Genomic DNA, 12,636 nt, shown 5'->3' on the forward strand with positions numbered 1-12,636 from the left:
TCGACCTGATCGACCACCGACAATTTAAAAGCCAGCGTGTAATCGCGCTGACTGCGCCTTTTCCCCGAATCCATTGCTCCCTCCTGAAAATAGGTCAGAAGGTGTAAACCTTATTCAGGACGGGACACAAAAACAAAAAAGGCCCGTATCTCGCGATACGGGCCTTTTTCGTAAGAGGGAAAAATCAATTACTTGATTTTGCCTTCTTTGTAGATCACGTGCTTGCGAACAACCGGATCAAATTTCTTGATCTCGAGTTTGTCCGGAGTAGTGCGCTTGTTCTTGTCGGTAGTGTAGAAGTGACCAGTACCGGCGCTCGAAATCAAACGAATCAATTCACGCATGATTAGCTCCCTTAGATCTTGCCAGCTTTGCGGATTTCGGCCAGAACGACAGTGATGCCGCGCTTGTCGATGATACGCATGCCTTTGGCAGATACGCGCAGACGCACGAAACGTTTCTCTTCTTCAACCCAGAAGCGGTGATGCTGCAGGTTCGGCAGGAAACGACGACGGGTTTTGTTGTTTGCGTGGGAAATGTTATTCCCAGTCACCGGACCCTTACCGGTAACTTGACAGACTCTAGACATGCCTCAGCCCTCTAAACCACATGCCCAACCCGGCATGGGTTGGCCGCTTAATCTCTCAGTCATTTGGCGCCAGGCGCCGCGTTTCTTTAAGGGTCTTACCGGCTACACCTACAAACGAAGGAACCGGGCCCCTAGAAAAGAGCGCTGCTTTATACCAGAAAGACTAGAGAGCAACAACATTCGCTGTGCGTTGAATTAACAAAAAGCCCATTTTTCGAGCGCCAAGGGCTTTGGACAAAGGCTATCGCCGATGTCGACCACTCGTCGCAGAGAATCGACCAGCCTGCCAATCGAGGCCAATCCAGAACCACTGCACAGCAAAATCAGGCGCCATACTCCCCCGAAAATGAAAAAGGAGATAGTCATTTGCAATAGAGCCCACTAGGGTAAGCCTTTTCCAGACTGCACTTGCAGATGGGCCTTCGATCTGTAAAGGAATCCGACCATGCGCCTCGCTGCCCTACCGCTGTTGCTTGCCCCTTTATTGCTGAGCCCGCTGGCCCAGGCCGCCGCCCTGAGCGTCTGCACCGAAGCCAGTCCGGAAGGGTTCGACGTGGTGCAATACAACTCGCTGACCACCACCAATGCCTCGGCCGACGTGCTGATGAACCGCCTGGTGGACTTCGACACCGCCAGCGGCAAAGTGGTCGCCGGTCTCGCCGACAGCTGGGAGGTCAGCCCTGACGGCCTGATCTACGTCTTCAAGTTGCACCCGCAGGTGAAGTTTCATCGCACCGAATACTTCTCCCCCACGCGCGATGTCACTGCCGAAGACGTCATTTTCAGCTTCGACCGCATGCTCGATCCCGCCAATCCATGGCACAAGGTTGCCCAGAGCGGCTTCCCGCATGCGCAATCGATGCAATTACCTGCGCTGATCAAGAAGATCGACGCCCTCGACCCACTGACCGTACGCTTCACGCTCGACCACCCGGACTCGACGTTCCTACCGACCCTGAGCATGGGCTTCGCCTCGATCTATTCGCTCGAGTATGCCGACAAACTGCTCAAGGCCGGCACACCGGAGAAACTCAACAGCCAACCCATCGGCACCGGCCCGTTTGTCTTCACTCGATTCCAGAAAGACGCCTCGATCCGCTACAAGGCCAACGCCGACTATTTCCGTGGCAAACCTTCCGTCGATCCGCTGATCTTCGCCATCACCCCGGACGCCAATGTGCGTTTGCAGAAATTGCGCCGTAACGAATGCCAGATTGCCCTGTCGCCCAAACCGCTGGACGTACAAGCCGCGCTGAAAGAACCGACGCTGAAAGTGGAAAAAACTGACGCCTTCATGACCGCGTTCGTCGCCCTCAACAGCCAGCATCCACCGCTGGACAAGCCTGAAGTGCGCCAGGCGATCAACCTCGCCTTCGACAAGGCCAACTACGTCAAAGCCGTGTTCGAAGACACCGCGGAGCCCGCCAATGGCCCGTATCCGCCCAATACCTGGAGCTACGACAAGAGCTTGCCGGGCTACCCCCATGATGTGCAGAAAGCCAAGGCATTGATGGCCAAGGCCGGGCTCAAGGACGGTTTTCAGACCACGATCTGGACCCGTCCGTCGGGCAGCCTGCTCAACCCCAATCCAAGCCTCGGCGCCCAACTGCTGCAAGCCGATCTCGCGGAAATCGGCATCCAGGCCGAAATTCGGGTGATCGAATGGGGCGAACTGATCCGCCGTGCCAAGGCCGGCGAGCACGACATCCTGTTCATGGGCTGGGCCGGCGACAACGGTGACCCGGACAACTTCCTCACGCCGCAGTTTTCCTGCGCCGCGCTCAAGTCCGGCACCAATTTCGCCCGCTACTGCAATCCAGACCTGGACAAGCTGATCAGCGCCGGCAAGACCACCGGCGAGCAAGGTGTGCGCACCAAACTTTACGAACAGGCGCAGACGCAGATTCAGCAGCAGGCATTGTGGTTGCCGCTGGCGCATCCGACCGCCTTCGCCCTGACGCGCAAGGATGTCGAGGGTTATTCAGTGAGCCCGTTCGGGCGGCAGGACTACTCGAAGGTTGACCTGAAGTAACCGCCACACCCCACAACGTGCAGGAGCCGGCTTGCTGGCGATAGCGTCGTCAGGTTCAGCACCTAAGCTGGATCCGATGGCCTCATCGCCAGCAAGCCGGCTCCTACAAAGTCCGCGTGTACCTCCTACATCCACCCATACTCCGCCATCGACAGCGGATCACCGTCGCCGATGATGAAATGGTCGAGTACTCGCACATCGATCAGGCCCAAAGCATCTTGCAGTCGTTTGGTCAGTTTCCGATCTGCCTGGCTGGGGTCGGAGTTGCCCGACGGATGGTTATGGCAGAGGATCAGTGCCGCTGCGTTGTTGGCCAAGGCTCGCTTGACCACCTCTCGCGGGTGCACGCTAGTGTTGTCGATGGAGCCGCGAAACAGTGTTTCAAACCCCAGTACCTGATGCCTGGAATCGAGAAACAGACAGCCAAACACCTCGTGTGGCTCGTGGCGCAGCATCGACTTCAGGTAGTCACGCACCGCCTGAGGGTTCTCCAGTGCCGACTTCTGACGCGCACGTTCGGCCAGATGACGCCTGCTCATCTCCTGAGCTGCTTGCAACTGAGCAAATTTCGCTGGCCCTAGGCCTAACTGCTTACTGAATGTTTCCTGATCGGCCTCAAGCAGTGAGCGCAAGCTGCCAAACTGATGCAACAGGTGTCGAGCCAGATCCACGGCGCTTTTTCCCACTACGCCGGTCCGTAAAAATATCGCCAGCAATTCAGCGTCCGACAGGCTTCCCGAGCCCTGTTCCAGCAACCTCTCCCGCGGCCGTTCCGCCGCCGGCCAATCGCGAATACTCATAGCACCTCCCTGTCTGTGGGCGCCGCTGTTCCGTAGCGGTCGCTGTGATATCGTAGCCCATCTTTTTTGCGGGCGATTTCACTCCTGGGGAGGGGGTATCGCCATGCAGTCATCAACGAAATGAAAGGCAGGCCTATGCAGCGGCTGTATCGGAAACGCATTGTTCTGGGCGTCGGCGGCGGCATCGCTGCCTACAAGAGCGCCGACCTGGTTCGCCGCCTGATCGACCAAGGCGCCGAAGTGCGCGTGGTCATGACCCGTGGCGGCGCGGAGTTCATCACCCCGCTGACCATGCAGGCACTGTCCGGGCACCCTGTGCATCTGGACTTGCTGGACCCGGCGGCCGAGGCGGCCATGGGGCACATCGAGCTGGCCAAATGGGCCGATCTGGTGCTGATCGCTCCCGCTACTGCGGACCTGATCGCCCGACTGGCCCAAGGTATTGCCGACGACTTGCTGACCACGCTGGTATTGGCCACAGACGCCGTCGTTGCTGTTGCCCCGGCCATGAACCAGGCCATGTGGCGCGACCCGGCCACCCAAGCCAACCTGCAAACCCTCGCAAGCCGCGACATCAAGGCCTTCGGCCCGGCGTCCGGCAGCCAGGCCTGCGGTGATGTGGGCCTTGGGCGCATGCTTGAAGCCACGGATCTGGCGCAATGCGCGGCCGACTGCTTCCAGCGTCAAGCGCTGACCGGCAAACACGTGCTGATTACCGCCGGTCCGACCCAGGAAAACATCGACCCGGTGCGCTACATCACCAACCACAGCTCCGGGAAAATGGGCTTTGCCCTGGCCGAAGCCGCGGTAGAAGCCGGCGCCCGTGTGACTCTGATCACCGGCCCTGTGCATCTGCCGACGCCGGACCGCGTCACGCGCATCGACGTGGTCAGCGCCCGCGACATGCTCGCCGCGTGCGAAGCCGCGATCCCGTGCGACATTTTCATCGCCTCGGCAGCGGTCGCGGATTACCGCCCGGAAGTCGTCGCCCCACAAAAACTCAAGAAAGACCCTACAAGCGGCGACGGTTTTGTCCTGCAAATGGTCCGCAACCCGGACATTCTGGCCAGCATTGCCACACGTCCCGACCGTCCTTTCAGTGTCGGCTTCGCCGCCGAAACCGAACACCTGCTCGATTACGCTGCCCGCAAGTTGAAAGACAAGAATCTCGATCTGATTGTCGCCAATGATGTCGCCAACCCGACCATTGGCTTCAACAGCGAAGAAAACGCCTGCAGCGTGATCGACCGTGAGCTACACGCCACAGTTTTCGCCCAGACCAGCAAGAGCAAGATTGCTCGCCAGCTGATCACTTTTATCGCCGAACGTCTGAACCAGGTTTAATTTACATGCACGCTTTGCAAGCCAAGATCCTCGACCCCCGCATCGGCACCGAATTCCCGCTGCCGCAGTACGCCACGCCAGGCTCCGCCGGCCTCGACCTACGGGCCATGCTGGACAAAGACACCGTGATCAAACCGGGTGAAACCGTGCTGATCCCGACCGGCCTGTCGGTCTACATCGGTGATCCGAACCTCGCGGCGCTGATCCTGCCACGCTCGGGAATGGGCCATAAGCACGGCATCGTGCTGGGCAACCTGGTAGGCCTGATCGACTCCGATTACCAAGGCCCGCTGATGGTCTCCTGCTGGAACCGTGGCCAGACCGAATTCACCATGCCGGTCGGCGAGCGCCTGGCGCAGCTGGTGTTGGTACCGGTGGTACAGGCTCACTTCGAAATGGTTGAAGAGTTTGTCGAAACCGAGCGCGGCACCGGCGGTTTCGGCCATACCGGCACCCGTTGATTCGATAAAGATCCATTGTGCTCTGCTCAACTGAAAGGTTTGACCGCCTGAAATCAAGGCATTGGCCACCCAAACAGTCGAAGAAGTCGCTGTCATGGCCCTTTCGCACCACGAACTCTCCATGGAAATCGCCGTCATACCTTCAGTTTGAACGTGTCGCCAAATGTTTCGGCGACCTGTCCAGCCACTTTCGAGATGGAGCACTTCCACAGATGAACACCCCGGCCAAAATCGCACCCAAGTTCCCCGACAGCATTTTCCGCGCCTATGATATTCGCGGCACTGTCCCTGAATTCCTGAACGCTGAAACCGCTTACTGGATCGGTCGCGCCGTCGGCTCCCAAAGCCTGGCCCAGGGCGAGCCAAACGTATCCGTCGGTCGCGATGGCCGCTTGTCCGGCCCGGAACTGGTCGCGCAGTTGATCAAGGGCATCGCCGACAGTGGCTGCCACGTCAGTGATGTCGGCCTGGTGCCGACGCCGGCGCTGTACTACGCCGCCAACGTGCTGGCCGGTAAATCCGGCGTGATGCTGACCGGCAGCCACAACCCGTCGAATTACAACGGCTTCAAGATCGTCATTGCCGGCGACACCCTGGCCAACGAACAGATCCAGGCCCTGCACGACCGCCTCAAGACCAACAACCTGAGCAGCGGCCAGGGCAGCATCACCCAGGTCGAGATTCTCAACCGTTACTCCACCGAAATCGTCCAGGACATCAAACTGGCCCGCCGCCTGAAAGTGGTCGTGGACTGCGGCAACGGCGCGGCCGGCGTGATCGCCCCGCAACTGATCGAAGCGCTGAACTGCGAAGTCATCCCGCTGTTCTGCGAAGTGGACGGCAACTTCCCGAATCACCACCCGGACCCGGGCAAGCCTGAAAACCTTGTCGACCTGATCGCCAAGGTCAAGGAAACCAACGCAGACATCGGCTTGGCCTTCGACGGCGACGGCGACCGCGTCGGCGTGGTAACCAACACCGGCAGCATCGTCTACCCGGACCGCCTGCTGATGCTGTTCGCCCGCGACGTCGTGGCGCGCAACCCCGGCGCGGAAATCATCTTCGACGTCAAATGCACCCGTCGCCTGTTTCCCCTGATCAAGGAATACGGCGGCCGGTCGTTAATGTGGAAGACTGGTCATTCGTTGATCAAAAAGAAAATGAAACAATCCGGCGCCCTGTTGGCTGGCGAAATGAGCGGGCACATCTTTTTCAAAGAGCGCTGGTTCGGTTTCGACGACGGCATTTACAGCGCTGCGCGGTTGCTGGAGATCCTCAGCAAGGAAAAATCTTCGGCCGAAGAGCTATTCGCGACCTTCCCGAACGATATTTCTACGCCGGAAATCAATATCCATGTGACCGAAGAGAGCAAATTCAGCATCATTGATGCATTGCACGACGCACAGTGGGGCGCAGGCGCTGACCTGACCACCATTGACGGCGTGCGAGTCGACTACGCCAAAGGCTGGGGCCTGGTGCGCGCCTCCAACACCACACCGGTGCTGGTGCTGCGTTTCGAGGCCGATGACGAGGCTGAATTGCAACGCATCAAGGACGTTTTCAAAGTCCAGTTGAAGCGTGTTGCACCTGATCTCCAACTACCGTTCTGATTCACCCGGAGCCCTGAATGACCCTCGAACGCGAAGCCGCCGCCAACACCGCCAAGGTCCTGTCCGAAGCGCTGCCTTATATCCGCCGCTATGTCGGCAAGACACTGGTGATCAAATACGGCGGCAACGCGATGGAAAGCGAGGAGCTGAAAACCGGCTTCGCCCGCGACATCGTGCTGATGAAGGCCGTGGGCATCAACCCGGTGGTGGTTCACGGTGGCGGTCCGCAAATCGGTGACCTGCTCAAGCGTCTGTCCATCGAAAGCCACTTTGTCGACGGCATGCGCGTCACCGACGCCGCGACCATGGACGTGGTGGAAATGGTCCTGGGCGGCCAGGTCAACAAGGACATCGTCAACCTGATCAACCGTCACGGTGGCAGCGCCATCGGCCTGACCGGTAAAGACGCCGAGCTGATCCGCGCGAAAAAGCTCACCGTGACCCGCCAGACGCCAGAGATGACGACTCCGGAAATTATCGACATCGGCCATGTGGGCGAAGTGGTCGGGATCAACACCGACCTGCTGAACCTGCTGGTCAAGGGTGATTTCATCCCGGTGATCGCGCCTATCGGCGTTGGCGCCAACGGTGAGTCGTACAACATCAACGCTGACCTGGTGGCCGGCAAAGTGGCCGAAGCGCTGAAAGCCGAAAAGCTGATGCTGCTGACCAACATCGCCGGCCTGATGGACAAGTCGGGGACGGTCCTGACCGGCCTGACCACTCAACAAGTCGACGACCTGATCGCCGACGGCACCATCTACGGCGGCATGCTGCCGAAGATCCGTTGTGCGCTGGAAGCGGTGCAAGGCGGCGTGGGCAGCTCGCTGATCATCGACGGTCGCGTACCGAACGCGATCCTGCTGGAAATCTTCACCGACACCGGTGTGGGCACCCTGATCAGCAATCGCAAGCGTCCCTGATTCAAAATCACAAAAATGATCGCAGCCTTCGGCGGCTCCTACAACAGAGTCTTTTCAGATGTACGAAAAGTCCGTAGGAGCTGACGAAGTCTGCGATCTTTTTTACGCGCACAGGAAATGCCTGACCGATCACAGCGAAATGTCTGACATCGGGAAAGAAATAATCTGCCTAGGATCTTCTCTCTATCCACAGGAGAACGACCCATGAAAAAAGACTACGTGCCTTACGGCAGCGATGTTTCGGCAGGCACTTACGCGTGCGTGGACTGCGGTCATCAGTATTCGAATCAGGCAAAAACCTCGATGCCGCCCTGCCCGCAAATGCGCAAAACCCCACATATCCGCCATGGCTGGAAGATTCTGACTGGCCAGGGTGACGCGGTAAAAGATCCGTATCCGAATACCGATAATCCTGCTGATGCAAAAAAACAGCAGAAATAAAAAGACCCCGTTCAGCCTGGCTGACCGGGGTCTTTTTTTGCATCCTGATACCTGTAGGAGCTGCCGAAGGCTGCGTCAGACGCCGAATTGCGCGCGGTACGCTTCAACGGCAGGCAAGTGCTGCTTGAGTTGCGGATCATCCGCCAGGAATTCCAGCACCTGGTTCAGCGAAACGATGCTGATCACCGGAATGCCGAAGTCACGCTCCACTTCCTGGATCGCCGACAGTTCACCGTTACCACGCTCCTGACGGTTCAGGGCGATCAGCACGCCGGCGGCCTTGGCACCGTCCTGGGAAGCGATGATCTGCATCACTTCGCGGATGGCGGTGCCAGCAGTGATCACGTCGTCGATGATCAGCACGTCACCGGTCAGCGGTGCGCCAACCAGGCTACCGCCTTCGCCGTGGGCCTTGGCTTCCTTGCGGTTGAAGCACCAAGGCAGGTCACGGTTGTGATGCTCGGCCAACGCGACGGCAGTGGTCGCCGCCAAAGGGATGCCTTTGTAGGCCGGACCGAACAGAACGTCGAAGGAAATGCCGCTTTCGGCAATGGCTGCGGCGTAGAAACGACCCAGCTGCGCCAGCGCCGAACCCGAGTTGAACAGGCCGGCATTGAAGAAGTAAGGACTGGTGCGCCCGGACTTCAGGGTGAACTCACCGAAGCGCAAAACGCCGCGATCGATGGCAAAACGAATGAAATCGCGCTGATACGCTTGCATGTAAAAAACCCCAAATACCACGGATTTAGCTAATTAGGTAGACGCCGTGTATCATACACGCACGCGATTTTTGGGGCCATTTATGCGGATCATCAGTGTGAACGTCAATGGTATTCAGGCCGCAGTCGAGCGAGGTTTGCTCAGTTGGCTGCAGGCACAGAATGCCGACGTCATCTGCCTGCAGGACACCCGTGCCTCCGCCTTTGAACTGGACGATCCAGCCTTCCAACTGGATGGATACTTCCTTTATGCCTGCGACGCCGAAGTTCCCGCCCAAGGCGGTGTGGCTTTGTATTCGCGGTTGCAACCGAAGGCAGTCATCAGCGGTCTCGGTTTCGAGACGGCCGACCGCTACGGGCGCTACCTGCAAGCAGATTTCGACAAAGTCAGTATTGCAACCTTGTTGCTTCCGTCCGGTATGAACGGCGATGAAGACTTGAATCAGAAATTCAAGCTCATGGACGACTTCGCCAAGTACCTGGACAAGCAGCGGCGCAAACGCCGCGAGTACATTTACTGTGGCTCGCTGTACGTGGCGCAACAGAAGCTGGACATCAAGAACTGGCGCGACAGCCAGCAATCTCCGGGCTTCCTGGCGCCTGAACGGGCCTGGATGGACGAGATTGTCGGCAACATGGGTTATGTCGATGCCCTGCGCGAAGTCAGCCGTGAAGGCGACCAGTACAGCTGGTGGCCGGATAACGAACAGGCCGAAATGCTCAACCTTGGTTGGCGCTTCGACTATCAACTGCTGACCCCGGGCCTGCGCCGCTTTGTACGCAGCGCACGCCTGCCACGTCAGCCGCGGTTCTCGCAGCACGCACCGCTGATCGTGGACTACGACTGGACGCTGACTATCTAAGCGAATAGAAACCGCTCAGACAAAAAATGCCCGTATCGCGAGATACGGGCATTTTTTATGAGCCGCAATCAGTGATCAGAACTTCAAGCAGCGCCGAAAAACGGCAGCGTGAGGTACAACTTGATCACGATGACATTGATGATGTCGATGAAGAATGCCCCCACCATCGGCACGACCAGGAACGCTATCTGCGAAGGACCGTACCGTTGTGTCACTGCCTGCATGTTGGCGATGGCCGTCGGAGTGGCACCCAGTCCGAAGCCGCAATGCCCTGCCGCCAATACCGCCGCATCGTAATTACTGCCCATCACTCTGAATGTCACGAAAATCGCAAACAGAGCCATGACCAGCGTTTGCATAGCCAGAATAACGAAGAACGGCAAAGCCAGCGCAGCCAGGTCCCACAACTTGAGCGACATCAGCGCAATTGCCAGGAACAGCGACAAGCTGACATTCCCCAACACAGAAACTTCTTTCTCGAATACTTGATACAAGCCAAGCGCTGAAAGTCCGTTGCGCAAAAGAACGCCCACGAACAATACGCAAACGAATGTCGGCAACTCAAAGGCGGTTTCTCGGAGTGCACCGTTCAACAGATTACCCGCCAGCAAGCTGACGGCGATCAGCGCGAGTGTCTCGATAAACGAAAAGGGTGTGATCGAGCGCTCTTTGTTCGGCTGTTCAAAGCCCTTTGGCAGTCTTGGCTTATCTTGATTACCGCAACCCGGGACTGGTATGCGCTTGATAAGCAAACGCGCGACCGGCCCACCAATCAAACCGCCCAGCACCAAGCCAAACGTCGCAGAGGCCATTGCAAGCTCAGTGGCGGAAGCCAGACCGTACTTCTCACTGAACGTCGCCCCCCACGCGGCACCTGTACCGTGACCACCCGCCAAGGTAATCGAGCCTGTCAGCAAGCCCATCAGGGGATCGAGCCCAAATGCCGTTGCGAGCCCGATGCCCATGGCATTCTGAACCACCAGAAGGCCGGTGACCGCCAGTACGAAAACCCCCACCACGCGCCCGCCTTTCTTTAAGCTGGCGAAGTCGGCACTCAAGCCAATGGTGGCGAAGAACGCGAGCATCAAGGGAGTTTGCAGCGAGGTATCAAATTGGACTTGAATATCAAGAAGGCGCAAACCCAAAAGAACCAGGGCAACCACCAGGCCGCCCGCTACAGGCTCGGGGATATTGTAGGCACGCAAAAAACCGACTCGTGAAACAAGTCCACGACCCAGAAGCAGGACTAAAGAGGCGGCTACAAGTGTTCCATAAAAATCAAGCTGAACCATTGGGATATTCTTGTACATTCATTCAGGGGCGAACTATTTACCTGGACACGCCTCTCGAACAGGCTGATTAAACTCAACGCTGATTATTTTTAGTTTCAGGATCCGTCAATGGTCTGAATATATCGAAATATTTCTAAGGAATATGACTTGGTGGAACTTTAACAATCACCCAGTCTTATTGCCAAGCATATGGGCGGTATCAACGCTTTGCAGTTGTGACTAAAAGTGTAAGAAGCGTAAATACACTTTCGTTGAAAAATGAGATATCAGAAATACAAATGCCCCGACAAGTCGGGGCATTTTTTTGAACCTGACGCCTGGCTTACTTGATCAACCGCCAGGTGAACGGATACCGATAGGGGAACCCTTCGTTGGCCTTCACCCCGGCAATAATCGTCAGCACCAAAGCACCGATCGCCACCAGACCCAGCAGGAAGAACCCGACAATTACCACCATCAGCAGGAAGCAAATGGTGGAAGCAATGGCAACGGTGATCTGAAAGTTCAGCGCCTCCTTGCCTTGTGCATCGATGAACGGATCCATCTCGCGCTTCATCTGCCAGAGAATCAGCGGGCCGATCAGCGTTCCGAACGGAATCCAGATCCCCAGCAAGGCGGACAAGTGACAAAACATGGCCCACTGGCGAACCTCACGGCTCGGCGTGGGGAGTGGCAGTTGCTCATCACTCATAACGTCCTCCTTGCATGGAACAATCCGTTCAGTCAGCCAGCGCAGCCGTTTGCAGATCGAAAATTTCGCTCATGCCTTTCTTCGCCAGTTCCAGCATGGCGTTCAGCTCTTCCGGCTGGAATGGAGCGCCTTCGGCAGTGCCCTGGACTTCGATGAAGCCACCGGTGCTGGTCATCACGACGTTCAGGTCGGTTTCGGCAGCCGAATCTTCCAGGTAGTCGAGGTCGAGCACTGGCTCACCCTGATACATACCGACCGATACGGCACCGATCATTTGCTTGAGCGGGTCGCCGCCTTTCAGGCCGCCGCGCTTCTTGATCACCTTCAAGGCGTCGACCAGTGCAACCATGGCGCCGGTGATGGACGCAGTACGCGTGCCGCCGTCGGCCTGGATCACATCGCAATCGACGTACAGGGTCACGTCGCCCAGTTTGGACATGTCCAACGCAGCGCGCAGGGAACGGCCGATCAAGCGCTGGATTTCCAGGGTGCGGCCGCCTTGCTTGCCGCGGCTCGCCTCACGCTGGTTACGCTCGCCGGTGGCGCGCGGCAGCATGCCGTACTCGGCGGTCAACCAGCCTTGGCCCTGACCTTTGAGGAAACGCGGCACGCCGTTTTCGACGCTGACGGTGCAGATGACTTTGGTGTCACCGAACTCGACCAGCACAGAACCCTCGGCGTGTTTGGTGTAGTTGCGGGTAATGCGGATCGAGCGGAGCTGATCGGCAGCGCGACCACTTGGACGTTTCATAAGGGATACCTGTACGGGGACGGAAAACTGCGGAGCATTATAGAGCCGCCAGCCACGCCTGGGCACTTCTAAAAAAATCCTCTGACGAGCGAAGGCGCTGAACAGCCCACGCCCGACGAC

13 protein-coding genes and 1 pseudogene are annotated in these 12,636 nt (G+C 57.9%); 7 read left to right on the plus strand and 7 right to left on the minus strand.

The features are described from left to right. Window positions 1–188 precede the first annotated feature (188 nt). Both rpmG and rpmB read right to left on the minus strand, forming a co-directional pair. Window positions 189–344 carry a 50S ribosomal protein L33 gene (gene rpmG, locus CKW15_RS26125; protein WP_095057645.1) on the minus strand — a complete coding sequence of 52 codons (156 nt, stop codon included), beginning with the start codon at window positions 342–344 and terminating at the stop codon, window positions 189–191. An 11-nt stretch (window positions 345–355) separates the two neighbouring features. Further along, on the minus strand, window positions 356–589 hold the full coding sequence (gene rpmB / locus CKW15_RS26130; RefSeq protein ID WP_007894701.1) for a 50S ribosomal protein L28: 234 nt from the start codon (window positions 587–589) through the stop codon (window positions 356–358). A gap of 445 nt (window positions 590–1,034) precedes the next feature. Here rpmB and CKW15_RS26135 point away from each other — a divergent pair, with 445 nt between their 5' ends. Then, window positions 1,035–2,621, plus strand: coding sequence for an ABC transporter substrate-binding protein (locus CKW15_RS26135; protein ID WP_095057646.1), 1,587 nt, complete (start codon window positions 1,035–1,037; stop codon window positions 2,619–2,621). A gap of 125 nt (window positions 2,622–2,746) precedes the next feature. On the opposite strand, the gene radC is transcribed toward CKW15_RS26135, so the two are convergent. Then, window positions 2,747–3,421: a DNA repair protein RadC gene (gene radC, locus CKW15_RS26140; protein ID WP_095057647.1), complete on the minus strand. Its 675-nt coding sequence runs from the start codon at window positions 3,419–3,421 to the stop codon at window positions 2,747–2,749. Between the two features lie 135 nt (window positions 3,422–3,556). On the opposite strand from radC, the gene coaBC reads away from it, so the two are divergent. From coaBC to CKW15_RS26165, 5 genes and pseudogenes are all read left to right on the plus strand, one after another. After that, a complete protein-coding gene (coaBC, locus tag CKW15_RS26145; protein ID WP_095057648.1) occupies window positions 3,557–4,765 on the plus strand; it encodes a bifunctional phosphopantothenoylcysteine decarboxylase/phosphopantothenate--cysteine ligase CoaBC in 1,209 nt (402 codons plus the stop codon). Between the two features lie 5 nt (window positions 4,766–4,770). Further along, window positions 4,771–5,226 (plus strand): dUTP diphosphatase, encoded by a 456-nt coding sequence (gene dut, locus CKW15_RS26150; protein ID WP_095057649.1) that lies wholly within the window; start codon window positions 4,771–4,773, stop codon window positions 5,224–5,226. Between the two features lie 233 nt (window positions 5,227–5,459). Then, window positions 5,460–6,836 (plus strand): annotated as a pseudogene (locus CKW15_RS26155) (phosphomannomutase/phosphoglucomutase); the annotation flags it as partial. A 17-nt stretch (window positions 6,837–6,853) separates the two neighbouring features. Continuing rightward, window positions 6,854–7,759, plus strand: a complete 906-nt coding sequence (gene argB, locus CKW15_RS26160; protein ID WP_008047078.1) for an acetylglutamate kinase — start codon at window positions 6,854–6,856, stop codon at window positions 7,757–7,759. 204 nt (window positions 7,760–7,963) lie between these two features. After that, on the plus strand, window positions 7,964–8,200 hold the full coding sequence (locus CKW15_RS26165) for a hypothetical protein (protein WP_095152938.1): 237 nt from the start codon (window positions 7,964–7,966) through the stop codon (window positions 8,198–8,200). 75 nt (window positions 8,201–8,275) lie between these two features. Here the strand turns inward: CKW15_RS26165 and pyrE are convergent, their stop codons facing one another. After that, window positions 8,276–8,920 (minus strand): orotate phosphoribosyltransferase, encoded by a 645-nt coding sequence (pyrE, locus tag CKW15_RS26170; protein WP_095057652.1) that lies wholly within the window; start codon window positions 8,918–8,920, stop codon window positions 8,276–8,278. An 82-nt stretch (window positions 8,921–9,002) separates the two neighbouring features. Between pyrE and CKW15_RS26175 the strand changes: the two genes are divergently transcribed. Then, window positions 9,003–9,782, plus strand: a complete 780-nt coding sequence (locus tag CKW15_RS26175; protein ID WP_053163881.1) for an exodeoxyribonuclease III — start codon at window positions 9,003–9,005, stop codon at window positions 9,780–9,782. An 83-nt stretch (window positions 9,783–9,865) separates the two neighbouring features. On the opposite strand, the gene gltS is transcribed toward CKW15_RS26175, so the two are convergent. From gltS to rph, 3 genes are all read right to left on the minus strand, one after another. Continuing rightward, the gene (gltS, locus tag CKW15_RS26180; protein WP_095057653.1) at window positions 9,866–11,074 is read right to left on the minus strand and encodes a sodium/glutamate symporter; all 1,209 of its coding nucleotides are present in this window, start codon (window positions 11,072–11,074) and stop codon (window positions 9,866–9,868) included. Between the two features lie 322 nt (window positions 11,075–11,396). Continuing rightward, on the minus strand, window positions 11,397–11,765 hold the full coding sequence (locus CKW15_RS26185) for a DUF4870 domain-containing protein (protein WP_095152939.1): 369 nt from the start codon (window positions 11,763–11,765) through the stop codon (window positions 11,397–11,399). A 28-nt stretch (window positions 11,766–11,793) separates the two neighbouring features. Then, on the minus strand, window positions 11,794–12,516 hold the full coding sequence (gene rph / locus CKW15_RS26190; RefSeq protein ID WP_095057656.1) for a ribonuclease PH: 723 nt from the start codon (window positions 12,514–12,516) through the stop codon (window positions 11,794–11,796). Window positions 12,517–12,636: the final 120 nt, after the last annotated feature.

The organism is Pseudomonas sp. Irchel s3b5 (assembly GCF_900187435.1).
Classification (GTDB): Bacteria; Pseudomonadota; Gammaproteobacteria; order Pseudomonadales; family Pseudomonadaceae; genus Aquipseudomonas.

Excerpts from the sequence above, each read along its gene's own strand:
- rpmB (WP_007894701.1), bottom strand. The coding sequence starts at position 589 with ATGTCTAGAGTCTGTCAAGTTACCGGTAAGGGTCCGGTGACTGGGAAT.
- CKW15_RS26135 (WP_095057646.1), top strand. The coding sequence starts at position 1,035 with ATGCGCCTCGCTGCCCTACCGCTGTTGCTTGCCCCTTTATTGCTGAGC.
- pyrE (WP_095057652.1), bottom strand. The coding sequence starts at position 8,920 with ATGCAAGCGTATCAGCGCGATTTCATTCGTTTTGCCATCGATCGCGGC.
- CKW15_RS26185 (WP_095152939.1), bottom strand. The coding sequence starts at position 11,765 with ATGAGTGATGAGCAACTGCCACTCCCCACGCCGAGCCGTGAGGTTCGC.
- gltS (WP_095057653.1), bottom strand. The coding sequence starts at position 11,074 with ATGGTTCAGCTTGATTTTTATGGAACACTTGTAGCCGCCTCTTTAGTC.
- CKW15_RS26165 (WP_095152938.1), top strand. The coding sequence starts at position 7,964 with ATGAAAAAAGACTACGTGCCTTACGGCAGCGATGTTTCGGCAGGCACT.
- CKW15_RS26175 (WP_053163881.1), top strand. The coding sequence starts at position 9,003 with ATGCGGATCATCAGTGTGAACGTCAATGGTATTCAGGCCGCAGTCGAG.
- rph (WP_095057656.1), bottom strand. The coding sequence starts at position 12,516 with ATGAAACGTCCAAGTGGTCGCGCTGCCGATCAGCTCCGCTCGATCCGC.
- coaBC (WP_095057648.1), top strand. The coding sequence starts at position 3,557 with ATGCAGCGGCTGTATCGGAAACGCATTGTTCTGGGCGTCGGCGGCGGC.
- argB (WP_008047078.1), top strand. The coding sequence starts at position 6,854 with ATGACCCTCGAACGCGAAGCCGCCGCCAACACCGCCAAGGTCCTGTCC.
- dut (WP_095057649.1), top strand. The coding sequence starts at position 4,771 with ATGCACGCTTTGCAAGCCAAGATCCTCGACCCCCGCATCGGCACCGAA.
- rpmG (WP_095057645.1), bottom strand. The coding sequence starts at position 344 with ATGCGTGAATTGATTCGTTTGATTTCGAGCGCCGGTACTGGTCACTTC.
- radC (WP_095057647.1), bottom strand. The coding sequence starts at position 3,421 with ATGAGTATTCGCGATTGGCCGGCGGCGGAACGGCCGCGGGAGAGGTTG.